The sequence below is a fragment of the uncultured Bradyrhizobium sp. genome, assembly GCF_964252615.1.
GTDB lineage: Bacteria > Pseudomonadota > Alphaproteobacteria > Rhizobiales > Xanthobacteraceae > Bradyrhizobium.
The window spans coordinates 1-25,330 of the sequence record NZ_CAXUNQ010000022.1; the positions used below are offsets into that span (position 1 = coordinate 1).

Sequence of the window (25,330 nt, forward strand, 5' to 3'; positions counted from 1 at the left end):
GGACTATACTTTCAATGAACCGGACAGCCGTGGCACAAGGCCGGGCATGACGGCGAGATGTGTGCATCCAGTAGGGACGAAGCCCGGCCATGACGAAAGTGAATCACTTTCAATCCGACAGCTAAAGCAGGGAAATATTGGGCTGCTTTTCGGCCAGGCTCCGAGGTCTCGCCGGTACCGGCGAGCCTCGAAGGATAGCCACCAGCGCGTATGCGGCCCTCTTTCGAGGCGCACAAGCGCGCGCACGTCAGGATGACGTAAACGCCTAATGCCGAACGAGGAGCAGCGCGGTTGCCGCGGTGAGAATGACAAGCGGCACCAGTCCGAGGGGCCAGGCGCGCAAATAGACGGTGCGATCGAGCTTCGGGTCTCCGACCAGTGCGCAACCGACCGCCACCCGAACCGGCGAAAGCATGGTCAAGGCCGCGGAGGTCGTGTTTTGAATCGCGCCCAACCACGGCAGGCTCAAAGCGGCTTCCTTGGCGAGGGCGATCTGGGCCGGCATCAGCAGGCCGTTGGAAGCGTTGCTGCTTCCGGTCAGAAAGCCGAACAATCCCGCAAACAAGGGTGTCGCCAATACCGCGAAAGGTCCGAGTATCGAGCGCAGGCCTCTGGCGAGGCCATCGGCCATGCCGGACATCGCCATCACCTGCGCCATTGCGAGGAAAAAACCGATGGTCAGGATCGGTTTGCGGCCCCGCGTCCACGCCCGCTGCAGGGAAGGTGCAGCCAGCGCCGGCCGTCCGGTCACCAGCGTCGTGGCAAGGCCGACGACCAGCAGCCAGGAACCGGGATGCAGGAGCGGAAACCATGTCGGACCTTCGGCAAAAGGACGTATGGCGACGGCATGGGCCAGAAACGCGTTGACCGGTGCTATCGCGCGCGTCGCGATCAGGCCTGCAATGAGCGCGCCATAAGGCAGCCCGACGCGAACAGCGGCGCGCCATTGATCGCCGTCCGGCTTGCCGTCGATCAGAAATCTCGCGACGATGAGCGGCCCGAGCGCGGCCAAGGCCGCGACTTCCGGGCCGAACATCGCGTTGCATGCGATCAGCAAGCCGGCCGCGGCGATCGTGCATGCGGTCTCGCCGGCGAAATCCATCAGCGTGCCCGGCACTCCCGCACGCGCCGCAATGCGCCAGAACAGGCCGAGCCAGGCCACCAGCAGCGGCGCCGTGAGCAGCGCGCTATGGAGGCCCAGATCGATCGGGCCAATCCCGGAGAGTTGCGACCCGACGATGGTGCCGTTCGCCATTGCTCCCCAGGACACCATTATTTGACTGAAAAGGCCGAGCAGCACGGCATCGACCGGCGCGAGCCCGATGCCTTGCAGGATCGGCGCGACGGTGACCTGACCGATCCCGAAACCGGTCGCTCCCTCGGCAAAGGGACCCACGAGAAAACACGTCGTATAAAGCTGCTTTCGTCGCCGTGCCGCAGCAATCTGCAGCGGCTTGCCTGCGGGCGCATCGCCCGAGATCACTTCGCGGAAGAACAGACCTCCGAGAATGACGGCCCCCACGAGGAACGCGAGCCATCCGCCCCGTGCAACCGCGGCAACCGCGTCCGATCCGTCAAAACGGTTCGGAGCCGCGACCAGCGACACCGCAACCGCCGTTGCCAAGCCAACGCAGCCCGCCGCGGTGGACGAGGCGCGTCCCGACGCGATCAGCATGGCCACCGCGACGAATGGCAGCGACCAGAGAAGATAGTCCAAGTCCGGCTCGCTTTCCCTTTTTCCGGCTGGATACCAGAAGCGCGCGGATTTACGCCACTGCTATTCCGGCTTTTCCCGGGGCCAGGAGTCGTTGCGCCGGCGCCGAATACCGGGTGTGCATATCGCGGACCACCACGATCCCGGAAAACGCCCGGTTCAATTAACGCGTATATCCGTGCCTATCTGCGCGGGCTCGGCTGGACGGCGCTCGCGAGTGCGCGCAGGCGTTTCGGAAAAACCTATTTCCGCACGCAGATCACCCGCACCACCGCAGCCTTGGCGTCCGCCGATCCGCCGGCCGCGCCGACGCCGTTGGCTTTCAGGAATCCGCGCACCGCGTCCGCCTGCACCAATGTCGCCTGCGGCGGCGGCGTGGCGGTTGCAGGCCCCGCGACCAGCACCGGCCTCAGCAGCGCCACTCCTGCGAACACGCCGTCGGCGTCAAGCGCCGCGGCACCGGAAAAGCCCAGGCCAGGGGCCGGCGTCAGCGCCTGCTCGCTGCTCCCTGTTTGCGCGATCTGCGCCTTGACGCTGCTTGCCGCCGCGCCGCCCGCCTGACTTTGCGGATCGGCGATGCCGGTCAGTTCGATGCTCGATTTCGCGGCGCCGGGATTTAGCGCCAGCGGTTTCAATCCGCGCACGCCGTAAATGCGCAGCAGCGCGAGGTCGCGGCCCTTGTCTTCGGCGGCGCGATCGGCGTTGCCGTATCGCGCGACCACGATCGACAGGCAGCCGTCGACCACCTGGCGGTCGGTCACGATCGCCCCGTCGTCGCTGACGACGATGCCGGTACCGTATTCGACGGTCTTGCGCGGCGGCGGTCCGGCCTGCGCGCCGCTGGGGAACGGATTGAACGCGCTCGACATCGCAACCACCACCGGCTCCATGGTGCCTTCGGTGGCTTGATCGTACAGGATGGTGAGGATGCGCACCTCATCGCCCTTGATCTGGCCGCGCAGGTAGAATTTCTTCAGGCCCTGCATGCCCGACAGCACGAAGAAATCCGGCTTGACCACGCTGTAGTCGATTTTACGCCCAGCGGGTTCCTTCTTCTCTTGCTCGGCGAGTTTCGCCGTGGTCGGGCTTGCTTCCTTGCGCCGCGCCATCTGAATCTGGATGGTGCCGGTGGTGGAAGTCCACTTTATGCCGTTGGCGTCGCCGGATTGCTGCGGCACCAGTTTTGCCGGCACGCCAAGCCGTACGCCGGTGCCGGGATCGAACACGATCTTCCAGCCGACAGCGTCCTGGCGTTTCTTCGCGGCCTCCGCCAGCGCGCCGCGCTCCTGCGGATTGAGCACGCCGGTCGGCTTGCCGCCGCGGTCCTTCTGAAATGCCTTGATGCCGGTCACCATGCGGTCGCCGACCTCGCCATTGATTGCGCCATTGTACTGTCCGACCCAGGCAAGGTCCGACTGGATCGCCTGACGCTCCGCCTGTGCCATGGCGCCCGCGGTGTCGGCGGGGGTCTGCACGGCCGGACGGACCGGAACAGTCGCGACCGGTTTCGGCCGGACGGCTGTTGCGGCCGGCGGCGTCATCTGGGCCTGGGCGGAAACCGCCGAGGCGACGATGACAATGGTTGCAGCGGTCACCGATCTCATGACAATTCCCGGGTTGACGCACACGCAATTAAGCACACCTGCTTGGTCGTCACCAACACGGCGGGGGTTCATGGACAGACGGTTGTGCCCCGCACGCAAGCGCGTGTGCCGCTCTTCGCGGCGTGACGCGCGGCAGAGCCGGGGCCGTGTCGAACCCTGCGCTTGGGTCTGGTCCGGGCGCTGCGGGGCGGCAGGAAGAAGGCCGCGCCGCGTCCGGGGACACCAAGCGTGGCGAATGTGGATCAATCAAGCTAGGACCTCTCCATGCTGAGCCCGGACGAACTTGAGCGTTACGCCCGCCACATCGTGCTGCGCGAGGTCGGCGGGCCCGGCCAGGCGGCGCTCAAGGCGGCGTCGGTGGTGGTGGTCGGCGCCGGCGGGCTCGGCGCGCCGGCGCTGATGTATCTCGCCGCCGCCGGGGTCGGCACGCTCGGCGTGGTTGATGATGATGTGGTGTCGCTGTCCAACCTGCAGCGCCAGATCATTCACTTTACGCCGGACATCGGCCGGCCCAAAGTCGACAGCGCCGCAGAGAAGATTCACGCGCTCAATCCCTACGTAAAATTCGTTGCACATGCCACCCGGCTCGCTGCGTCGAATACGATGGCGCTGCTATCGGGCTATGACCTGGTGCTCGACGGCTCGGATAATTTCGAGACGCGGTATCTCGTCTCGGACGCCTGCTTTCTTGCCAAGAAGCCGCTGATCACGGCGGCGCTCGGCATGTTCGACGGATCGCTCACCACGGTCCGGGCGCATGAGAAAAATGCTGCCGGAGAGTTCAATCCGACCTATCGATGTTTGTTTCCGGAAGCCCCGCCGCCCGGCACGGTGCCGGCCTGCGCCGAGGCCGGCGTCATGGGCGCGCTCGCCGGCGTGCTTGGATCGATGATGGCGCTGGAAGCGATCCGCGAAATCGTCGGCTTTGGCGACGGGCTGGTCGGGCGGCTGCTGATGGTGGACGCCCGCGCCATGCGGTTCGAGACATTGCGCTATCGCTGGGACAAGGACAATCCGCTCAACGGCGAAAGGCCGACGATTGTGGATTTGGTCGGGGCGAGGTGAGGATGGTGCGTTCCGCGGAGGCTGCGCAGCGCCGTAACGAAGCACCGCCTTTGTGATGGTTCCGCCCTGGCGAGCGGCATGAAGAATGCCGCGCCGCGTCCGGACACGGCGCCGCTACAACATGCTCGGCAGCACGCGGTCCGGCGGCTTGTGGTTGTCGAGGAAGGTCCGGATGTTGATGATCACCTTCTCGCCCATCTCGACGCGGCCCTCGATGGTGGCCGAGCCCATGTGCGGCAGCAGCGTTACCTTGCCGGCCTTGGCGAGCCGCACCAGCTTCGGGCTGACCGCGGGCTCGTTCTCGAATACGTCGAGGCCGGCGCCGCCGATGTCGCCGGCTTCGATCAGCTTGACCAGGGTGTCTTCGTCGATCACCTCGCCGCGCGCGGTATTGACGATGTAGGCGTCCTTTCGCACCAGCTTCAGCCGCCGCGCCGAGAGCAGATGGTAGGTGGCGGGCGTATGCGGACAGTTCACCGAGATGATGTCCATCCGCGCCAGCATCTGGTCGAGGCTTTCCCAATAGGTCGCGCCGAGTTCGTCGGCGATGCGCGGCGGCACCGGACGGCGGTTGTGATAGTGGATCTGCAGCCCGAAGGCGCGGGCGCGGCGCGCTACCGCCTGTCCGATACGGCCCATGCCGATGATGCCGAGCCGTTTGCCGCCGATCCTGTGGCCAAGCATCCAGGTCGGCGACCAGCCCGGCCAGTCCTTGCCCTCGGTGAGGATCGAGGCGCCTTCGATCATCCGGCGCGGCACGGCCAGGATCAGCGCCATGGTCATGTCGGCGGTGTCTTCGGTGAGTACCTTCGGCGTGTTGGTGACGGTGATGTGGAGCGCATGCGCCGCCGCCACGTCGATATTATCGACGCCATTGCCGAAATTGGCGATCAGCTTCAGCTTCACGTCGCCCTGTTTGAGAATGTCTTCGGTGATCTCGTCGGTGACGGTCGGCACCAGGATGTCGGCGGACCGGACAGCTTCCGCGAGCTGCTCCTGCGTCATCGGCGTATCGTCGAGATTAAGCCGCGCGTCGAACAGTTCGCGCATACGCGTCTCGATGGAGTCCGGCAGCTTGCGGGTGACCACGACCAAAGGCTTTTTCTTGACCGACATATCCTGCTCTCATGAGGCTTCAACTTAAACGTCAGGCTTTGGCTTAACCGTTCAGTCCTCATTAACTTAGGTGTTCGAAACTGCCGCTGCGGCGCGGTCCCGATGTTCCTTGGGGTTCCCTTGAGCTTTGGCGTTCAGTCTCTCTAGCAGAAGGCCGGGCCAAGACAACCCGGGAGGACAACCCGGGGGCGCGGAGGGACGGCGATTCCGGCTTTCCTTTAATGAATTTCAGATGGGTTCTCGGCGGGAGACGAGTGAATGGCATTCCGGCAAATCTTCAAGACCGCGGTGCTTGCGGGCGTGGCGCTGGGCGCGTCGGTCTCGACCGGATTTTCGGCAAAGGACGCGGCGGTTTCATCCAGCGGCCTACCGGTGCCGCGCTATGTCAGCCTGAAATCCGATCACGTCAACGTCCGCGCCGGTCCGACCAAGGACAACGACGTGGCCTGGGTCTACACCCGTTCCGGCCTGCCGGTCGAAATCACCGCCGAATTCGAGAACTGGCGCCGGGTGCGCGATTCCGAGGGCGCCGAGGGCTGGGTGTATCACTCGCTGCTGTCGGGCCGCCGCACCGCCGTCATCACCATGAAGACCAAGGAAGAGCTCGCCTCGCTCTATGAGCGTCCGGACACGACCGGCAAAATCGCGGCCCGCCTGCAAGCCGGCGTGGTGGCCCAGGTCAAAAAGTGCGCGACCGGCTGGTGCCGTGTCATCGGCAATGGGTTTGACGGCTGGATCGAGCAGCAGCGGCTGTGGGGCGTCTATGCCGACGAGAAGGTGGAGTGATCGCTATCGCTCGGCTGAGCACCCAATATCCGTCATGGCCGGGCTTGACCCTACTGGATTCACACATCTCGACCGTCATGCCCGGCCTTGTGCCGGGCATCCACGTCTTTCTTTCTGATGTGGGGCAAAGACGTGGATGGCCGGGACGAGCCCGGCCATGACGTAGACCGCGCTGCCCGGCCTTGTGCCGGGCATCCACGTCTTTCTTTCTGATGTGGAGCAAAAACATGGATGCCCGGGGCAGGCCCGGGCATGACGGCTTACAGCGATGGACGGCGGCAGAAAATCTCAGCGTTTCTTGCGCAGGCGCACGACCATGTCGATGCGGCTGATCTCGTAGCCTTCGGGGACGTCGGGCACCTTCTGCAGCATCAGATGCGGATCGGGAATGTCGACCAGCTCGTGGTTGCTCTCGAGATAGAAGTGATGATGCGCCGACACGTTGGTGTCGAAATAGGTCTTGGTGCCGTCGACGCTGACCTGGCGCAGCAGGCCTGCATCGGTCAACTGGTTGAGCGTGTTGTAGACGGTGGCGAGCGAAACCGGGACCTTGGCATGGGTGGCTTCCTCATAGAGCATTTCGGCGGTCAGATGGCGCGCGCCTTTTCCGAACAGCAGCCAGCCCAGCGCCATCCGCTGCCGGGTCGGGCGGAGGCCCGCCGCCTGCAGCATCTCGTTGACGTCATGCCACGGGCAGCCGGTCAGCGCCGGCTGGCGCCCCAGAGCCACCAGTGCAGCGCCGTCGGCATCGGCGTCTGAAATCGCAGCGTTTTTACTCATATCCACTTGGGCTACCCCGCGCTGTCACGCTGAATTATAGAAACTAAACCGGTTACATGCAAGTTTTTCGCAACTAGAACGCCTCCAGAGAGTGGTAAACCTGCTGGAAGCCGGTTCCAACTACATGTTTAGATAGTCAGGGGTGGATTGCCGCGGATGGAGGGACGCGCTTTGCCCGTTCGCGGGCATATGATAGAGACCGCGCGAAGCCGTTTGGGCGATGAGGCAAAGCGGGTGCCGATTTGCCGCAACCGGGTGCTATCAGGCGGTGTCAGCCTTCAATCAGGATCATGGCGTTTCTTCGCCGGAAACGGTCCATTCGCGCGAGGTCACAGTGACGGATGTAAAACAGGGCATCGCCACGCACGTCCGGCAGAGCAGCTACGACTATGAGGAACTGCTGGCAGCGGGGCGCGGCGAGATATTCGGCATGGGAAACGCCCAGTTGCCGCTGCCGCCGATGCTGATGTTCGACCGCATCAGCGAGATTACGGCTACCGGCGGCGAGTATGGCCGTGGCGTCATGCGCGCCGAATTGGACGTCAATCCGGACCTGTGGTTTTTCGGCTGCCATTTTAAGGGCGATCCGGTGATGCCAGGCTGCCTCGGCCTCGACGCACTGTGGCAGATGATCGGTTTTTTTCTGGTCTGGAGCGGCGCCGAGGGGCCGGGCCGCGCACTGGGCCTCGGCGAATTGAAGCTCGCCGGCCAGGTGCTGCCGAATGTCCGCAAGGTTGTGTACAATATCGATATCAAGCGCGTGATGCGGTCGAAGCTGGTGCTCGGCATTGCCGACGGGTGGCTTTCCGCCGACGGCGAGATTATCTATCGCGCGAAGGATTTGAAGGTCGGCCTGTTCAAGCCGAGTGCCGCAGTGCAGCCGGAAAACTGAAGTTACGTGGCGGATCGACAGCGCGGGTCCGGTTTGACGGCCGGTTCGAATACAACCAAATGACAAAGGCGAGGCGATCATGAGGCGGGTTGTCATCACGGGGATGGGGATCGTCTCATCCATCGGAAACAACACCCAGGAAGTGCTTGCGAGCCTCTATGAGGCGAAGTCCGGCATTACCCGCGCAGAGAAATATGCCGAGCTGGGTTTTCGCTCCCAGGTGCAGGGACGGCCGACGCTCGATCCGGTCAACATCATCGATCGCCGCGCCATGCGATTCCTCGCCGAAGGAACGGCGTGGAATCATGTCGCGATGGAACAGGCGATTCTCGATGCCGGGCTCGAGCCGTCGGATATTTCCAATGAGCGCACCGGCATCATCATGGGCTCCGGCGGGCCTTCCGCCAAGGTCATCGTCGAATCAGCCGACACCACCCGCACCAAAGGACCGAAACGCGTCGGCCCGTTCGCGGTGCCGAAGTCGATGTCGTCGATGGCCTCCGCGACGCTCGCCACCTGGTTCAAGATCAAGGGCGTCAATTATTCGATCTCCTCGGCGTGCGCGACCTCCAACCATTGCATCGGCAACGCCTACGAGACCATCCAGGTCGGCAAGCAGGACGTCATTTTCGCCGGCGGCTGCGAAGAGCTGCACTGGGCATTGTCGGTGCTGTTCGATGCCATGGGCGCCATGTCGTCGAAATATAACGATACTCCGGCCACCGCGTCGCGCGCCTATGATGTCAGCCGCGACGGCTTTGTGATCGCCGGCGGCGCCGGGGTGGTGGTGCTCGAAGAACTCGAACATGCCAAGGCGCGCGGCGCGCGCATCTACGGCGAAATCGTCGGCTACGGCGCCACCTCCGACGGCTACGACATGGTGGCGCCCTCCGGCGAGGGCGCCGAGCGCTGCATGCGGATGGCGCTGGCCAACGTCAAGACCAAGGTGGATTACATCAACCCGCATGCGACCTCGACGCCGGCGGGCGATCCGCCGGAAATCGAGGCGCTTCGCAAGGTGTTCGGCAACGAAGACAAGTGCCCGCCGATCTCGGCGACCAAATCGCTGACCGGACATTCGCTCGGCGCCACCGGCGTGCAGGAAGCGATCTATTCGCTGTTGATGATGAACAACGGCTTCATCTGCGAAAGCGCCAACATTACCGAACTCGATCCGGCATTCGCCGACATGCCGATCGTGCGCAAGCGGATCGACAATGCCAAGGTCGGTACCGTGCTGTCCAATTCGTTCGGCTTCGGCGGTACCAACGCCACGCTGGTGTTCAAGCGGATGGATGCGTGAGACTGCGCCACACCATTCACCATCCTTGCGAAGGTGGATGGATACGCGTGCCAAGCCCGCGCCGGACGCGATGTGCGGATCCAGCAGGCCATGACCAACAAGAGCGCCGCTGAGATGAACGAGCTGATGCAGGGCAAGCGCGGTCTGGTGATGGGAATCGCCAACGATCATTCGATTGCCTGGGGGATCGCCAGGGCGCTCGCCGCGCAGGGCGCCGAACTGGCCTTCACCTATCAGGGCGACGCGCTGGGAAAGCGGGTCAAGCCGCTGGCGGAATCGCTCGGCGTCGACACGGTGCTGCCATGCGACGTGGAAAGTCCCGCCAGCGTCGATGACGTTTTCGCGGCGCTGCGCGCCAAATGGGGCGAACTCGACTTTCTGGTGCACGCCATCGCCTTCTCCGACAGGAATGAGCTGAAAGGGCGCTACGCCGACACCACGCGCGAGAATTTCTTGCGCACCATGCTGATCTCGTGTTTTTCGTTCACCGAACTCGCCCGGCGCGCCGCGGAGCTGATGCCGGCGTCCGGCGGCGCGATGCTGACGCTGACCTATGGCGGCTCGACCCGGGTGATGCCGAATTATAACGTGATGGGCGTCGCGAAGGCGGCACTGGAGGCCTCGGTACGCTACCTCGCCGCGGATTTCGGCGCGCGCGCCATTCGCGTCAACGCGATTTCGGCGGGGCCGGTGCGCACCCTGGCCGGCTCCGGGGTTGCCGGCGCGCGGCAGATGTTCGCATTCCAGCAGCGCCACGCGCCGCTGAAGCGCACCGTCACCATCGAGGAAGTCGGAGGTGCGGCGTTGTACCTGCTGTCCAATCTTTCCACCGGCGTCACCGGCGACATTCACTTCGTCGATTCCGGCTACAACATCCTGTCGATGCCGCACCCGGATGAGTTGAAGGCGGAGTGATTGTCATTGCCGGGCTCGACCCTGCAATCCGTCCGCTTCCAACGACCCTTGCGAAGATGGATGGATGCGTGGGCCGAGCCCGCGCATGATGCTTGTTTCACCCGGCCGCAATGGCGCTGGCGCGCTGGAAGGCCGGGCGCGCCGAACACGCCCCGATGTAGCGGTCGAACGACGGCCGCGACGGCACCATCTTGAACAGCTTTACCGCGAAATTGAGCCCGGATCCGATCGCGACGTCCGCGGCGGAGAATGTCTCGCCGAGGATCCACGGGCCTTTTTCGAGCGCCCTGTCGAGCACGTCAAACACCCGCTGCGCCTCGCCCCAGCCGGCGGCTACCGAAGGCATCTCCACCTTGGTCGCGACCTGCACCATCGCCGGTTCGATGCAGCTTGGCGCGAAGAACAGCCAGTACAGATACTTTGCACGCCTGGCGTCGCCTAGCGGCGGCGCCAGATTTGCCTGCGGGTAGCGCTCGGCGACGTAAGCGCAGATCGCCGCGGCTTCGGCGAGCGTCGCATCGCCGTCCTTTAGCGCCGGCACCTTGTCCATCGGATTGATGGCGAGGTATTCCGGCGTCTTCTGCGCGCCGGCGGAAATGTCGGTCAGCACCCGTTCATAGGGCTGTCCGGTTTCTTCCATCAGCCAGAGCGCGGAGAACGAGCGCGTGCGCGGCGCCCAGTACAGTTTCATCATCGATCAGTCCTTGCTTCGACGCGGTGCTGCTCGATCAAAAGGGGCGATCTTCACGAGCGCCCCTTTCAATCCTGGTTCATATACCGAAGCCAATACGCCTGCGGGACTCAGGCGAGGTCGAAGCGATCGAGATTCATCACCTTGACCCAGGCCGCCACGAAGTCCTGCACGAACTTCTGTTGCGAGTCCGCGCAGGCGTAGACCTCCGCCAGCGCGCGAAGCTGCGAGTGCGAACCGAAGATCAGGTCCACCCGCGTGCCGGTCCACTTGACCGCTTTCGTCTTCCGGTCGCGCCCCTCGTACACGCCGTCGGAGCCGGCGGGCTGCCACTCCGTGCGCATGTCGAGCAGGTTGACGAAGAAGTCGTTGGTCAGCTTTCCAGGCCGGTCGGTGAAGGCGCCATGCTTGGCGCCGCCGGCATTGGCGCCGAGCACGCGCAGGCCGCCGATGAGCACGGTCATTTCCGGTCCCGTCAGCCGCAGCAGTTGCGCGCGATCCACCAGCGCCTCCTCCGGCGCCATGAACTGCGGCTTGCTGCTGGCGTAGTTGCGGAAGCCGTCGGCGCGAGGCTCGAGCGGCGCGAACGACGCCGCGTCGGTCTGTTCCTGCGATGCGTCCATGCGGCCCGGCGTGAACGGCACCTTCACGTCGATCCCGGCATCTTTTGCAGCCTTCTCGACTGCGGCACAACCGCCGAGCACGATCAGATCGGCAAGCGACACTTTCTTGCCGAACTCCTTCTGGATCGTTTCGAGGTTCGACAGCACGGCCGCGAGCCGTCTCGGATCGTTGACCTCCCAGTCCTTCTGAGGCGCAAGCCGGATGCGCGCGCCGTTGGCGCCGCCGCGCTTGTCGGAGCCGCGGAACGTCGACGCCGATGCCCAGGCCGTCGAGACCAGTTGCGACACCGACAGGCCCGACTCCAGGATCTTCGCCTTCAGCGCGGCGATGTCCTGCTCGCTGACGAGTTCATGGTCGATCGCGGGGATCGGATCCTGCCAGATCAGCGTTTCCTTCGGCACCAGCGGGCCGAGGTAACGCACGACCGGACCCATGTCGCGGTGGGTCAGCTTGAACCAGGCGCGTGCAAACGCGTCGGCGAACTGATCCGGATGCTCGTAGAAGCGCCGCGAAATCTTCTCATAGGCCGGGTCGAACCGCAGCGCGAGGTCGGTGGTCAGCATGGTCGGTACACGCTTCTTCGACGGATCATGCGCGTCGGGGATGTCGGCAACGGCGCCTTTCGCCCGCCACTGTTTCGCGCCGGCCGGGCTCTTGTCGAGCTCCCATTCGAATTTGAACAGGTTGTCGAAGAAGTGGTTGCTCCACTTCGTCGGCGTCTGCGACCAGATGACTTCCGGGCCGCCGGTGATGGCGTCGGCGCCGTAGCCGGTGCCGTGCCCGCTCTTCCAGCCAAGGCCCTGATCCTCGATCGCGCCGCCTTCCGGCTCCGGGCCGATCAGCGACGGATCTCCGGCGCCGTGGGTCTTGCCGAAGGTATGGCCGCCGGCGATCAGGGCTACGGTCTCCTCGTCGTTCATCGCCATCCGGAAAAAGGTTTCGCGGATGTCCTTGGCCGCCGCGACCGGGTCGGGATTGCCGTTCGGGCCTTCCGGGTTGACGTAAATCAGGCCCATCTGCACCGCGCCGAGCGATTCATGAAGCTGGCGCTCGCCGCTGTAGCGCTCGTCGCCCAGCCAGCTTCCCTCGGGACCCCAGTACAACTCTTCCGGCTCCCAGGTATCGGCGCGGCCGCCGGCGAAGCCGAAGGTCTTGAAGCCCATGTCTTCCAGCGCAACGTTGCCGACGAGAACGAACAGGTCGGCCCAGGAAATCTTTTTGCCGTATTTCTGCTTGATCGGCCACAGCAGGCGGCGCGCCTTGTCGAGGTTGGCGTTGTCAGGCCAGGAGTTGAGCGGCGCGAAGCGCTGCTGCCCGGCACCGGCGCCGCCGCGGCCGTCGGTGGTGCGATAGGTGCCCGCGCTGTGCCATGCGAGGCGGATGAACAGGCCGCCGTAATGCCCGAAGTCGGCCGGCCACCAGGCTTGCGAATCCCTCATCAACGCGTGCAGGTCCTTGATCACGGCGTTCAAATCGAGGCTCTTGAACTCCTTGGCGTAGTCGAAGGCTTTGCCCATCGGATCGGCGGAAGGATGGGCCGAATGCAGCACGCCGATGTCGAGACGCTCCGGCCACCAGTCGCGATTGCCGTGTCCGCGCGTACCGCCTGTGAACGGGCACTTGCCGGCGTTGTCGTCAGTCTTTGCGTCCATGTTACTCTCCGATCGTTCGCTGATTTATCGGGTGTTTCCCAACCGAGCTATTCAGATTTTTTGGAACGTGGTGGCATTGATGCTCAAATCGCGTTCTCCGGCGCGGACCGTCGAGGAGCGAATGATCATCAGGTTGTTTGGCGTCCCTCTAAGTTGAATGTTGGGCAGAGTGGGCCGACCCTGGAATAATATAACGGAGATCGAGTTGAATTGTCTCGCGTTGTTGAGCCTACTTGTTTGAGTAGGATCACAGGATTGCTGTCAGCAGCCGAGGCGGCGATCCCGAGGTCATGTGCCCCGGAAGCACCGCCATGAAGCGCGTTACCGCGCGCCTGCGATGCGCAGGTCGCGGCGGATGCGCTGCAGGGCCGGGCTCATAGCCGGCAATAATTCAGCGCGGTCCCGGCTTTGCGGAGCCGAATGAAGACACGATGCGCCGCGCTCGGAACACGGCGCCTATATGCCGAGCGTCCCGGATTTTGCGGCGGCATAGCGCTCGGCGATCTTGCTCCAGTTCACCGTGTTCCACCACGCCTTCAAGTAATCGGCGCGGCGGTTCTGGTAGTTCAGATAATAGGCGTGTTCCCAGACGTCATTGCCGAGCAGCGCACGCTTGCCGTCCATGATCGGACTGTCCTGGTTGGGGCGGGTTTCGATGGCGAGCTTGCCGTCCTTGGCGACGGTGACGAACACCCAGCCCGAGCCGAACTGGCGTCCGCCTGCGGCATTGAAATCGGTCTGGAATTTTTCCAGGCCGCCGAGATCGCGGTCGATCGCGGCCAGCACCTCGCCTTCCGGCTTACCGCCGTTCGGTCCCATGATTTCCCAGAACATGGTGTGGTTGGCATGGCCGCCGAGATTGTTGCGGACCGCGAATTTGATGTCGTCATTCAGCGCGTTGAGATTGCCGAGCACGTCCGGCACGGCGCTGGTTGCCAGCTGCGGGTTGGCCTTGGCTATGGCGTTGAGGTTGGCGACATAGGCGGCGTGATGCCGGTCATGGTGGATTTCCATGGTCTTGGCGTCGATGTGCGGCTCCAGCGCGCTGAAGGGATAGTTCAGGGGCGGAAGCCCGAATGGTCCCGCCGGCGCGGCGGCGGGCGCTGGAGCCTGGGCGAAAACGCGCGGCGCGGCCGCGGTGGCGATGATAGCTGCGGCCGCTCCGAACAGATGGCGGCGGGACAATGATGACATCGTGGTTCTCCGTTGGATGGAACAAGCGCGTCCTCGATGCGAACGCGTCGACAAACTACGCGCGCGCGGGAGTGCCGGTTTCCATTGTGGCCATAGTGCCGCTGCGGCGCAATCGCGCATCCTTCGAGCGCCGTCATCCCGAGAGCCTGACAGAAAAACAGTCTATATTTTCCTGTTCTCGCCGTCGGATTGAAATGGTTCACTTTCGTCATGGCCGGGCTCGTCCCGCCCATCCACGGCTTTCTTGCATCAGCGCCTATAAGACGTGGATGCCCGGCACAAGGCCGGGCATGACGACCCGATGGCGACACCTGACGTCATCGGATGCTTTTCGGTCAGGCTCTCAGGATGACGACGGGAGGTGGCGAAACGTCACTGCGAAGAGCCCTTGCGACGCAGCGATCCGGCCGTTCCGGCGCTCGCGAGGATTGCATCGCGGAGCTTCTTATCGAGCCGGCGGCGCCGCACGCGCGTTGGTCCGCAATGACGAAGGGCGGCTTTGCAGCCGCCCTTTTGCCAATTCGTCGAATCGTTTCGCGAAATTACTCCCCGGCCGCCTCGCGCGGCGGTGCTTCCGCCTTCTGCTTGGCCTCGAGGTCCTCGCCGGTGGTCTGATCCACCACCTTCATCGACAGCCGCGTCTTGCCGCGGTCGTCGAAGCCGAGCAGCTTGACCTTGACCTTGTCGCCTTCCTTGACGACGTCGGAGGTTTTCTGCACGCGGTTCGCAGCAAGCTGCGAAATGTGCACGAGGCCGTCCTTGGCGCCGAAGAAGTTCACGAAGGCGCCGAACTCCATCACCTTGACCACGGTGCCGTCATAGATCTGGCCGAGTTCCGGATCGGACGCGATCGACTTGATCCACTTGATCGCCGCCTTGATCGATTCGCCGTCGGCGGAAGCCACCTTGACGGTGCCGTCGTCGTCGATGTTGACCTTGGCGCCGGTCTTTTCCACGATCTCGCGGATCACCTTGCCGCCGGTGCCGATCACTTCGCGGATCTTGTCGGTCGCAATCTTGAAGGTCTCGATGCGCGGCGCGTATTCGCCGAGCTCGGCGCGCGCGTTGGTCAGCGCCTTCGCCATCTCGCCCAGGATATGGATGCGGCCTTCCTTGGCCTGCCCCAGCGCGACCTTCATGATCTCCTCGGTGATGCCGGCGATCTTGATGTCCATCTGCAGCGAGGTGATGCCCACATCGGTGCCGGCGACCTTGAAGTCCATGTCGCCGAGATGATCCTCATCGCCGAGGATGTCGGAGAGCACCGCGAAGCGTTTGTCCTCGAGGATGAGGCCCATGGCGATGCCCGCGGTCGGCCGCTTCAACGGAACGCCCGCATCCATCAGCGCCAGCGAAGCGCCGCACACCGAGGCCATCGACGAAGAGCCGTTGGATTCGGTGATCTCCGAGACCACGCGCACCGTGTAGGGGAATTCGTGATGCGGCGGCAGCACCGGGTGGATCGCGCGCCAGGCGAGCTTGCCATGGCCGATCTCGCGGCGCTTGGTGCCGCCCATGCGTCCGGTTTCACCGACCGAGTAGGGAGGGAAGTTGTAGTGCAGCAGGAACTGCTCCTTATAGGTCCCCGACAGCGAGTCGATGTATTGCTCGTCCTCGCCGGTGCCGAGCGTGGTCACCACCAGCGCCTGGGTTTCGCCGCGGGTGAACAGCGCCGAACCGTGGGCGCGGGGCAGCACGCCGACTTCGGCGATGATGTTACGAACGGTCTTGGAATCGCGGCCGTCGATACGCTTGCCGGTGTCGAGGATGTTCCAGCGGACGATCTTGGCTTCCACTTCCTTGAACACGCCGCCGATGCGCAGCTTGTCGTATTTCGGCTCCTGGCCTTCCGGGAAATAGTGCGCCATCACCTTTTCCTTGACTTTGCCGACCGCAGCGTAGCGATCCTGCTTGACCGGAATGGCGTAGGCCGAACGCAGCTCGGTCTCGATCAGGCCGAGGATTTCCTTTTCCAGCGCGCTCTCGTCGACGACCTTGACGTCACGCGGTTCCTTAGCAGCCTTCTCGGCAAGCTCAATGATCGCGTTGACGACCGGCTGAAAATGCCGGTGTCCGAACATCACCGCGCCGAGCATGATGTCTTCGTTGAGTTCCTTGGCTTCCGACTCGACCATCAGCACGGCGTCCGCGGTGCCGGCGACAACGAGGTCGAGCTGGGTGTCGGCCATCTCGTCCAGCGTCGGGTTGAGCACGTATTCGTCATTGATGAAGCCGACGCGGGCGGCGCCGATCGGTCCCTTGAACGGCGCGCCGGACAGTGTCAGCGCCGCGGATGCGGCGACCACGGCCAGAACGTCGGGATCGTTTTCCATGTCGTGCGACAGCACCGTGGCGACGATCTGGGTTTCATTGCGCCAGCCGTCGACGAACAGCGGACGCACCGGGCGGTCGATCAGGCGGGAGACCAGCGTCTCCTTTTCGGTGGGCCGGCCCTCGCGCTTGAAGTAGCCGCCGGGAATGCGGCCCGCGGCGTAGGTCTTTTCGATATAGTCCACGGTCAGCGGCAGGAAGTCGACGCCTTCACGCGGCGACTTGGCGGCGACCACGGTGGCGAGCACGACGGTCTCGCCGTAGGTGGCGACGACGGCGCCGTCGGACTGGCGCGCGATCTTGCCGGTTTCAAGCTTGAGGGGACGGCCACCCCAGTCGATTTCGACTGAATGAATATTGAACATTTCGGTTTTCTTTCATGGTTTCGCGAAAGTGCGGACGCCCGAAACGCAAAAACCATGCGCAAGATTGCGAGACGCTGAGCGCGACGATATCGCGATCTCAGCGTCCGGCGATCCTGCCATGGCTTTCAAGTCTGAAATGGCGTCCATCCTTCCGATGGTACGGGCGTTTTACCCGTTATCGCCCAGCCGCCGGATTGCTGCTGGACACGCCGCGCAGACTCATGAGTCCACGCGCTTATAAAAATGCATGATCTGATCGGAGAACCGGAAGACCACTTTTCCGGATCATGCAAAAACGCGCGCAACATGCGCGCAAATCGTACTCAGCGGCGAATGTTATGCTTTTCGAGCAAGGCCTTGTAGCGTCCCTCGTCCTTCCGCTTGATGTAATCGAGCAGCGACCGGCGCGTGGCGACCATCTTCAACAGGCCGCGGCGTGAATGATTGTCCTTCACGTGGCTCTTGAAATGGCCGGTGAGGTTGTTGATGCGTTCCGACAGGATCGCGACCTGAACCTCCGGCGAGCCGGTGTCGCCGGCCTTGTTGGCATTGGTCTTGATGACTTCCGCTTTGCGTTCTGCGGTAATCGACATCGTCAAACTTTCTCGTTGCGACCGTGACTTGCAACAAGTCTGGTCAGGTTGAACACGCGCTTGGGGATGAGTTCGCCATTGCCAATTTCAGCAAGCGCCAAGAGGCGGCCTGCGACCGTGACATAGACTGTGCCGCTACTATTGGGCGCATCCCGTCCGCGCAACAAGACGGCCTGGCCCCGGTGGAGCCTTGCCGCATCAGCCCGAGTGACGGCCAGCGCCGGGATGTCGTCCAGCGCGGTCTCAACGGGCAAAAGCGCGTCGGCGAGGCTGCCCTCGCCAGACGCGGCTCTATCGCACAAAGCCTGGAGCTGTTCCAGCGGAATCATGTCGTCCTCGCCGAACGGGCCGACCAGGGTCCGCCGCAGCGCGCAGATATGGCCGTAACAGCCCAGAAGCCGGCCGATATCGCGGGCCAGCGCTCGCACATAGGTTCCCTTGCCGCATTCGGCCTCGAACACCGAATGGCTGCTATCTGGTTGATCTACGAGAGATAATTGGTGAATTTCGACCGGGCGCGGCTGCAACGCGACGACCTCGCCATCGCGCGCCAGGTCATAGGCCCGCTCACCCGCAATCTTGATGGCGGAGTATTGCGGCGGGGTTTGTTCGATCATTCCGGTGAACCGCGGCAGCAGCGCTTGGATCGCCTCGGCGGAGGGGCGAATGTCGCTGGTTTGGGTGACTCGGCCCTCGGTGTCATCGGTGTCGCGCTCCTCGCCCCAGGCGACCGTGAAGCGGTAGCGCTTGCGGCCGTCCATCACGAAGGGGACCGTCTTGGTGGCTTCGCCGAGCGCGATCGGCAGGCCGCCGGAGGCCAGCGGATCGAGCGTGCCGGCATGGCCCGCGCGCCTGGCGGAAAACAGCCGTTTTATCACTGCAACTGCATGGGTCGAGGTCATGCCGATCGGCTTGTCGAGAATGACCCAGCCATGCACGTCGCGCTTGTCGCGGCGCGGCTGTTGGCTCTGCCGCTGCTGCTCGCCGCGGCTGCCGCCGCGCGGGTCGTTGTTTCCCCGCGCGGGGCGAGCGGAATTCGCAGAAATATTTTTTTCCGCATCGTTCAATTCACCATTTTGCGGATCGATGGCGCCGGCTGGTATCGTCACGGCCATCATGTGTCGTCCGATTCTGGCTTGAGGTCTCGTTGCACCGCAGGTGTTCGCAGTAATTTCTCGATCCGTTCCGCTTCGTCGAATCGGTCGTCGATGCGAAAGCGCAGATCAGGTGCGAATTTCAGGTTAACGCGATGCGCAACCTCGCCGCGCAGGAATTTTTTGTTGCGCGCAAGCGCTGTGAGCACGACGTCGGTATCCCGGCCGCCGAGCGGCATCACATAGACGGTGGCGAGTTTCAGGTCCGGCGACATCCGCACTTCCGGTACCGTGATGATGTGGCCTTCGAGTTCGGGATCGTGCACCGCGCCCTGCGCGAGCAAATCCGCGACCGCATGCCGCACGATCTCGCCGACGCGCAGCTGGCGCTGCGAGCCGCCGGGGGCGGAGGATTTCTGGTGGTGGCGGGGCAAAATCGTTTCTCAATTCATTTCTGCCGTTCATTCCGGGGCGCGAACTCTTGTGAGCGAGCCCGGAATCCATAACCACGACGGCGAGTATGGATTCCGGGCCTGCGCCAAATGGCGCATCCCGGAATGACGAGGATGGAGCTGTAAGGCTCGAACTTACAGACTGCGCTGGATCGTCTCCACGCGATAACACTCGATGATGTCGCCCTGGCGCATGTCGCCGTAATTCTCGAACGCCATGCCGCACTCCTGGCCCGAGGCCACTTCCTTCACTTCGTCCTTGAAGCGTTTCAGCGTCGACAGCTTGCCTTCATGCACGACGACGTTGTCGCGGATCAGGCGGACATTGGCGCCGCGTTCCACCGAGCCATCGGTGACGCGGCAGCCCGCGACCTTGCCGACCTTGGAGATGTTGAACACTTCCAGGATCAGCGCGTTGCCCAGCATGGTTTCGCGCAGCGTCGGCGCCAAGAGGCCGCTCATCGCCTTCTTCACATCGTCGACGAGATCGTAGATGATGTTGTAGTAGCGGATTTCGATGCCGTTGCGCTTGGCGGCGGCCGCGGCTTCCTTGTGGGCGCGGACATTGAAGCCGATGATGGCGGCATTGAAACCCTCCGCCAGGGTCACGTCGGATTCCGAGATGCCGCCGACGCCGGCATGCAGGATGCGGGCAGCGACCTCGTCGGTTCCGAGCTTTTCCAGCGAGCCGAGGATCGCTTCCAGCGAGCCCTGCACGTCGGCCTTGATGATCAGCGGGAAATCCTTGCGGCCCGTGGTCTTCAGTTGGGACATCATCTGCTCGAGCGAGCCGCGCATGCCGGAAACCGAAGCGGCGGCGTTTTCGCGCTTCTGATGCGCGCGATAGCTCGTGACCTGGCGCGCGCGGGCTTCGTTCTCGACCACGGCCATGCGGTCGCCGGCTTCCGGCGGACCGTTGAAGCCGAGCACTTCGACCGGGACCGAAGGTCCGGCTTCGTCGATGGTGTCGCCCTGATCGTTGATCAATGCCCGGACGCGGCCCATCTCGGCGCCGGCGACGATGATGTCGCCGACCCTCAGCGTGCCGCGCTGAACCAGCACGGTCGCCACCGGGCCGCGGCCGCGATCGAGCTTGGCTTCGATCACGGTGCCTTCGGCGGGTCGCTGTGCGTTGGTCTTGAGGTCGAGCAGCTCGGCCTGCAGCGCGATCATTTCCAGCAGCTTGTCGAGATTGGTCTTGTTCCGGGCGGAGACTTCGACGTCGACCACCTCGCCTCCCAATGATTCGACCTGGACCTCGTATTGCAGCAGCTCGGTGCGCACGCGCTCCGGCTTGGCGTCGGGCTTGTCGATCTTGTTGATCGCCACGATCATCGGCACCTTCGCCGCCTTGGCGTGGTTGATGGCCTCGACGGTCTGCGGCATGACGCCGTCATCGGCCGCGACCACCAGGATGACGATGTCGGTGACCTTGGCGCCGCGCGCGCGCATCGCGGTAAAGGCGGCGTGGCCGGGCGTGTCGATGAAGGTGATCTTCTTGCCGCTTTCCGGCGAAGTCACCTGATAGGCGCCGATATGCTGCGTGATGCCGCCGGCTTCGCCGGACACCACATTGGCGTGGCGCAACGCATCGAGCAGCGACGTCTTGCCGTGGTCGACGTGGCCCATCACGGTCACGACCGGCGAGCGCGGCTCGGTATCGGTCGAATCGTCGACGATGTCGAACAGGCCTTCCTCGACGTCAGCCGCCGCGACGCGCTTGACGGTGTGGCCCATTTCCTCGGCCACCAGCTGCGCGGTATCGGCGTCGATCACGTCGGTGATCTTCACCATCTGGCCCTGCTTCATCAAGAGCCGGATCACGTCGACGGCGCGCTCGGCCATGCGGTTGGCGAGTTCCTGGATAGTGATGGCTTCGGGGATCGTCACCTCGCGAATGAGCTTCTCTTTCGGCTCGTTCGAGACGTGTCCCTTCAGGCGCTGGGTGCGGCGGCGGAACGAGGCTATCGAACGCTCGCGCACGTCGTCGGCATTGAGCGCGGTGACCAGCGTCAGGCGGCCGCGCTGCTTCTGCGGCGCCGGTTTCGCCGTGGTCTTTGGAGGTGCGGCGGGGCGGGCGACGCCGCCGGGGCCGCGGCGGATCTGGCGCGGACCCTCGTCCTCGTCGCTGGCGTCGGCGGCAACGCCGGGAGCGCGCGCGGCAGGCAACGCGCGCGCGGTCGTGGTCGCGGCGGCGCGGGCTTCCTTGGCTTCGGCTTCGCCGAAACGCTTTTTGGCTTCGGCTTCGGCCTTGCGCTTGGCTTCCTCATCCTGCCGGTGGCGCTCTTCCTCGGCCTTGCGGCGCGCCTCGGCGGCTTCGCGTTCGGCCTGTTCGATGCCTTCCTTGCTGTTGCGGCGCCTGGCTTCCTCTTCCGCGAGGCGGCGCTCTTCGATGTCGCGCACCTTCGCATCCGCCAGCGCGCTGGCGCGCGCGGAGCGCTCGTCTTCGGTCAGCGTCCGCAACACCACGCCCGAATTGGAGCGCGGCGCGGGAGCCGCAGCCGGGCGGGTCAGGACGGATTTGGCGGGTACCTTGGCGACCGCCGGCTCCGGCGCATGCGACGCCTCAGCGCCCGGCGCGTCGCCGCCGACGCGACGCTTGCCGCGCTTCTCCACCACCACCTGCTTGGTACGGCCGTGGCTGAAGCTCTGGCGCACCGTGCCCGTCTCGACGCGCGGCTTGAGCGTCAAGGTCTTGGTCGGAACACTCAGCGTCTTGTCGCTAGGCGATTTCGTATCAACCATTCAGCAGTCCCAATCCTGTTGCGTCGTGCGTATCCGCATCATTTGTCAGCAAAGTCATCCGTTCTTCAGCAAAGTCCTGGCCGCATGGCCGGCAGTCCTGTCCTCGTCAGCCATCCGGTATCGGACCAGAAACAGGCTGCGCGACAGGAATGTCTTGCTCGCCGAACCCGCGAGCAGCGCTGCATGTATCACATTTGACCGCCCGAGTGCCAAATCCAATTGTTCGGATGTCAGCATTCCGAATACCGGAATTTGATGCGAGTCCCCGCTATTCCCGGCATTTTGCCGGACGATCGCGTCCAATTTGCGGATTCCGTCCGCGCCGCCATCCGCCGCATGGATCAGGGCCACCGCCTGACGCTGCTGCAGCGCGCCTTCGACCTTGGCAAATCCGGCCACCGCCTGGCCCGCTTTGGCGGCCATCGCGAGCGCTTCGGTCACGCCGCGGACCAGCAACCGCTCGGTATCCGCAGCCAGCGTCGGCGCCACCCGGACGTTTTGTTTAAAACCCTTGCCAAACTGGTTACGCCTGATCGATTCCGCAACCGCCGTGCGCGATGCTGAAATCCACAGGCCCCGGCCGGGAAGCTTGCGCTTCAGATCCGCGATCACCTCGCCCGAAGGCGCAACGACAAACCGGATCAGTTCGTCGATCGGCCGCACGGCCCGCGTGACCGCGCACATCCGCATCGTCCCGGACCTGTTGGTCCGCGGTCCGTTGTCGAGATCGGCGGGATCGGCGATGGCAAGCATGCAAGGGTCATGTCCTTTAACTGTTTGATACGCCGCCATTGCCGGGCCTGGCCCGGCAATCCATCCGCTTCGAAAGACTCGTGCGAAGCAGGATGGATGCGCGGGTCAAGCCCGCGCATGACGCTGAGTTCGTGGACGCTCCTGCAAAACGCACCGAGCTTGTCCTCAAACCGGCTGTTCTTCGGCGGCTTCTTCGGTCGATTCCTTGTTTTTCGCGAGATCCGCCTCGGTGATCCAGCCGGCGATGACGCGGGCCTGCATGATCATGCCTTCGGCATCTTCACGCGTGACTTCGTTGGCGTCGAGAATGCCGGGATGCTTGGTCGGCTCGCCGCCTTCCTTGCGCTCGGTCCAGCCGACCAGGTCGTCGGTGGCGCAGCCCGCCAGATCCTCGACGGTCTTGATGTCGTTCTCGCCGAATTTCACCAGCATCTTTGAGGTCACGCCGGGCACCGTTTTCAAAGCATCATCCACACCGAGTTCCCTTCGTTTGTTTTCAAGCTCTGTTTCGAGCGTTTCGAGATATTCGCGGGCACGGCTCTGCAATTCGTTGGCGGTTTCATCGTCGAACCCCTCGATCCCCGCCAGTTCCCGGACATCGACCAGCGCCAGTTCCTCCACCGACGTAAAACCTTCCGACGCCAGCAATTGCCCGACCACCTCGTCGACATTGAGCGCTTCCATGAACACCCGCGTCGAGTTTTCGAAATCGGCTTGGCGGCGTTCGGATTCTTCCTGCTCGGTCAGGATGTCGATATCCCAGCCGGTCAGCTGCGAGGCGAGGCGCACGTTCTGGCCGCGCCGTCCGATCGCCAGTGAAAGCTGGTTATTGGTATCGGGAACTACAACCTCGATGCGCTCGCGGTCTTCGTCGATCACCACCTTGGCGACTTCGGCCGGCGCCAGTGCATTGACTACGAAGGTCGCGATATCCGGCGACCACGGAATGATGTCGATCTTTTCGCCCTGCAGCTCGTTGACCACGGCCTGCACCCGCGAGCCGCGCATGCCGACGCAGGCGCCGACCGGATCGACCGAGGAATCCCGTGAAATCACGCCGATTTTCGCGCGCGACCCGGGATCGCGCGCCACCGCCTTGATCTCGACAATGCCGTCATAGATCTCCGGCACTTCCTGCGCGAACAACTTTGCCATGAATTGCGGATGGGTCCGCGACAGGAAGATTTGCGGCCCGCGGGTCTCGCGCCGCACGTCGAAAATATAGGCGCGGACGCGGTCGCCGTTGCGGAACACTTCGCGCGGCAGCATCTCGTCACGGCGCACGATGGCTTCACCGCGACCCAGATCCACAATGACGCTGCCGTATTCGACGCGCTTGACGATGCCGTTGACGATATCGCCGATGCGATCCTTGAATTCCTGATATTGCCGGTCGCGTTCGGCCTCGCGCACCTTCTGCACGATCACCTGCTTGGCGGATTGGGCGGCGATGCGGCCGTATTCCAGCGGCGGCAGCGTGTCGGCGATGGTGTCGCCGACCTGCGCGCCGGGATTGGCGCGCTGTGCGTCGATCAATGAAATCTGGTTGGACGCGTTCTCGACCAGATCGACCACCAGCATGTGGCGCGACAGCCGCAGTTCGCCCTTCTTCGGATCGATCTCGGCGTGGACGTCGGTCTCGGAGCCGTAGCGGGCGCGCGCGGCCTTGGCGATGGCGTCTTCCATCGCCGCGATCACAATGCCGCGGTCGATGGATTTTTCTCGCGCAACCGCGTCCGCGATCTGCAGAAGCTCGATCTTATTGGCGCTGACAGCTGCCATGACTCAGTCTCCTTCGATGGGATCGATCTCGTCCCGCCGCAATTGCTGTGCGGCAAGGCGGTGTTCCTTGGTGTTCCTGGGCGCGGGTTTTTTCTTCAGCTTCGGCTTCGGCGCATTGCTTCTGGCCGGATCGCTTTTCGTCGCATGCGGCGGCGGCGGCGGCAGAATACCCAGAGCTTGCTTCATTTCGCGCTCGGCGATCTTGCCGCGCCGCATCGATTCGGCGATCAATTCGTCGGTCAGCACCAGCCGCGCGTCCGCGATGTCCTCCATCACGAGCAGGACGGCGGGATTTTCGTCGTTGCGCACGTCTTCGCGAACCAGATGCACGGCATCGCCTTCGATGCCGCCCAAGATGCCGCGGAACCGCTTGCGGCCCCGATGCGCAACCGCCATCTCGATTTTCACCAGATAGCCGGCATAGCGCAGGAAATCCGAGCGGCGGACCAGCGGCCGGTCGATCCCCGGCGATGAAATCTCCAGCCGGTAGGCGCGTTGAATAGGATCGGCGACGTCCAGCACCGGCGACAGCGCCTTCGAGATCGCCTCACAGTCCTCGATCAGCATGGTTCCGTCCGCCCGTTCCGCCATGATCTGGACCGTGCAGCCCTGTTCGCCGGACACTTTTATTCGCACCAGGCGGTAGCCCATGCCCTGCAGCACCGGGCCTGCGATAGCGGAGACGCGCGCGCCTACGCCCGGCTCGGTGACGAGCCGCGGTTCGGCAAGCAGATCGAAACCTACAGGGTCGACGGTCGGATCGGTCATATCCAGGGTCAAAAGGCGGTTCTTGCTGGCGTTGGGTTGAAGCAGCCCGCGCGGAACCCGGCACCGCGGCGCGTCAGGTCCGTTCAGGTAATAAAAAAGAGCGGGTCCGGT

At 63.9% G+C, this 25,330-nt stretch carries 20 protein-coding genes; 5 read left to right on the forward strand and 15 right to left on the reverse strand.

Going from position 1 to position 25,330, the window contains the following annotated elements:
• Positions 1–265: 265 nt before the first annotated feature.
• Together ACFE72_RS13245 and ACFE72_RS13250 are read right to left on the reverse strand one after the other, a co-directional pair.
• Positions 266–1,717: an L-lactate permease gene (locus ACFE72_RS13245; protein ID WP_375413558.1), complete on the reverse strand. Its 1,452-nt coding sequence runs from the start codon at positions 1,715–1,717 to the stop codon at positions 266–268.
• A 239-nt stretch (positions 1,718–1,956) separates the two neighbouring features.
• The gene (locus ACFE72_RS13250; RefSeq protein WP_375413559.1) at positions 1,957–3,318 is read right to left on the reverse strand and encodes a serine protease; all 1,362 of its coding nucleotides are present in this window, start codon (positions 3,316–3,318) and stop codon (positions 1,957–1,959) included.
• Positions 3,319–3,582: 264 nt separating this feature from the next.
• On the opposite strand from ACFE72_RS13250, the gene ACFE72_RS13255 reads away from it, so the two are divergent.
• Positions 3,583–4,383: a ThiF family adenylyltransferase gene (locus tag ACFE72_RS13255; RefSeq protein WP_375413560.1), complete on the forward strand. Its 801-nt coding sequence runs from the start codon at positions 3,583–3,585 to the stop codon at positions 4,381–4,383.
• 114 nt (positions 4,384–4,497) lie between these two features.
• On the opposite strand, the gene ACFE72_RS13260 is transcribed toward ACFE72_RS13255, so the two are convergent.
• On the reverse strand, positions 4,498–5,499 hold the full coding sequence (locus ACFE72_RS13260; RefSeq protein ID WP_375413561.1) for a 2-hydroxyacid dehydrogenase: 1,002 nt from the start codon (positions 5,497–5,499) through the stop codon (positions 4,498–4,500).
• A gap of 258 nt (positions 5,500–5,757) precedes the next feature.
• Between ACFE72_RS13260 and ACFE72_RS13265 the strand changes: the two genes are divergently transcribed.
• The gene (locus tag ACFE72_RS13265; protein WP_375413562.1) at positions 5,758–6,285 is read left to right on the forward strand and encodes an SH3 domain-containing protein; all 528 of its coding nucleotides are present in this window, start codon (positions 5,758–5,760) and stop codon (positions 6,283–6,285) included.
• 288 nt (positions 6,286–6,573) lie between these two features.
• Here the strand turns inward: ACFE72_RS13265 and irrA are convergent, their stop codons facing one another.
• Positions 6,574–7,065: an iron response transcriptional regulator IrrA gene (irrA, locus tag ACFE72_RS13270; RefSeq protein WP_375413563.1), complete on the reverse strand. Its 492-nt coding sequence runs from the start codon at positions 7,063–7,065 to the stop codon at positions 6,574–6,576.
• Positions 7,066–7,399: 334 nt separating this feature from the next.
• Here irrA and fabA point away from each other — a divergent pair, with 334 nt between their 5' ends.
• The 3 genes from fabA to fabI all read left to right on the forward strand — a co-directional run bounded on the left by fabA (position 7,400) and on the right by fabI (position 10,175).
• Entirely contained in the window at positions 7,400–7,957 is a 558-nt protein-coding gene (gene fabA, locus ACFE72_RS13275) for a 3-hydroxyacyl-[acyl-carrier-protein] dehydratase FabA (protein ID WP_375413564.1), read from the forward strand.
• A 79-nt stretch (positions 7,958–8,036) separates the two neighbouring features.
• The gene (gene fabB / locus ACFE72_RS13280) at positions 8,037–9,260 is read left to right on the forward strand and encodes a beta-ketoacyl-ACP synthase I (protein WP_375413565.1); all 1,224 of its coding nucleotides are present in this window, start codon (positions 8,037–8,039) and stop codon (positions 9,258–9,260) included.
• 114 nt (positions 9,261–9,374) lie between these two features.
• Entirely contained in the window at positions 9,375–10,175 is an 801-nt protein-coding gene (fabI, locus tag ACFE72_RS13285; protein ID WP_375413611.1) for an enoyl-ACP reductase FabI, read from the forward strand.
• Between the two features lie 97 nt (positions 10,176–10,272).
• Here fabI and ACFE72_RS13290 read toward each other — a convergent pair whose 3' ends face one another.
• From ACFE72_RS13290 to rimP, 11 genes are all read right to left on the reverse strand, one after another.
• Positions 10,273–10,869: a glutathione S-transferase family protein gene (locus ACFE72_RS13290; RefSeq protein WP_375413566.1), complete on the reverse strand. Its 597-nt coding sequence runs from the start codon at positions 10,867–10,869 to the stop codon at positions 10,273–10,275.
• 107 nt (positions 10,870–10,976) lie between these two features.
• The gene (gene katG, locus ACFE72_RS13295; RefSeq protein WP_375413567.1) at positions 10,977–13,142 is read right to left on the reverse strand and encodes a catalase/peroxidase HPI; all 2,166 of its coding nucleotides are present in this window, start codon (positions 13,140–13,142) and stop codon (positions 10,977–10,979) included.
• Between the two features lie 456 nt (positions 13,143–13,598).
• Positions 13,599–14,336, reverse strand: a complete 738-nt coding sequence (locus ACFE72_RS13300; RefSeq protein ID WP_375413568.1) for a superoxide dismutase — start codon at positions 14,334–14,336, stop codon at positions 13,599–13,601.
• 542 nt (positions 14,337–14,878) lie between these two features.
• Positions 14,879–17,032 carry a polyribonucleotide nucleotidyltransferase gene (gene pnp / locus ACFE72_RS13305; RefSeq protein ID WP_375413569.1) on the reverse strand — a complete coding sequence of 718 codons (2,154 nt, stop codon included), beginning with the start codon at positions 17,030–17,032 and terminating at the stop codon, positions 14,879–14,881.
• A 323-nt stretch (positions 17,033–17,355) separates the two neighbouring features.
• The gene (gene rpsO / locus ACFE72_RS13310) at positions 17,356–17,625 is read right to left on the reverse strand and encodes a 30S ribosomal protein S15 (protein ID WP_304744400.1); all 270 of its coding nucleotides are present in this window, start codon (positions 17,623–17,625) and stop codon (positions 17,356–17,358) included.
• Between the two features lie 2 nt (positions 17,626–17,627).
• On the reverse strand, positions 17,628–18,734 hold the full coding sequence (truB, locus tag ACFE72_RS13315) for a tRNA pseudouridine(55) synthase TruB (RefSeq protein ID WP_375413570.1): 1,107 nt from the start codon (positions 18,732–18,734) through the stop codon (positions 17,628–17,630).
• 5 nt (positions 18,735–18,739) lie between these two features.
• On the reverse strand, positions 18,740–19,153 hold the full coding sequence (gene rbfA / locus ACFE72_RS13320; RefSeq protein WP_375413571.1) for a 30S ribosome-binding factor RbfA: 414 nt from the start codon (positions 19,151–19,153) through the stop codon (positions 18,740–18,742).
• 153 nt (positions 19,154–19,306) lie between these two features.
• Positions 19,307–21,916 carry a translation initiation factor IF-2 gene (infB, locus tag ACFE72_RS13325; RefSeq protein WP_375413572.1) on the reverse strand — a complete coding sequence of 870 codons (2,610 nt, stop codon included), beginning with the start codon at positions 21,914–21,916 and terminating at the stop codon, positions 19,307–19,309.
• Between the two features lie 54 nt (positions 21,917–21,970).
• Complete coding sequence (locus ACFE72_RS13330; protein WP_375413573.1) at positions 21,971–22,669, reverse strand: RNA-binding protein; 699 nt, start codon at positions 22,667–22,669, stop codon at positions 21,971–21,973.
• A gap of 165 nt (positions 22,670–22,834) precedes the next feature.
• Positions 22,835–24,451 carry a transcription termination factor NusA gene (nusA, locus tag ACFE72_RS13335; RefSeq protein WP_375413574.1) on the reverse strand — a complete coding sequence of 539 codons (1,617 nt, stop codon included), beginning with the start codon at positions 24,449–24,451 and terminating at the stop codon, positions 22,835–22,837.
• A gap of 3 nt (positions 24,452–24,454) precedes the next feature.
• The gene (gene rimP, locus ACFE72_RS13340) at positions 24,455–25,219 is read right to left on the reverse strand and encodes a ribosome maturation factor RimP (RefSeq protein WP_375413575.1); all 765 of its coding nucleotides are present in this window, start codon (positions 25,217–25,219) and stop codon (positions 24,455–24,457) included.
• Positions 25,220–25,330 lie beyond the last annotated feature (111 nt).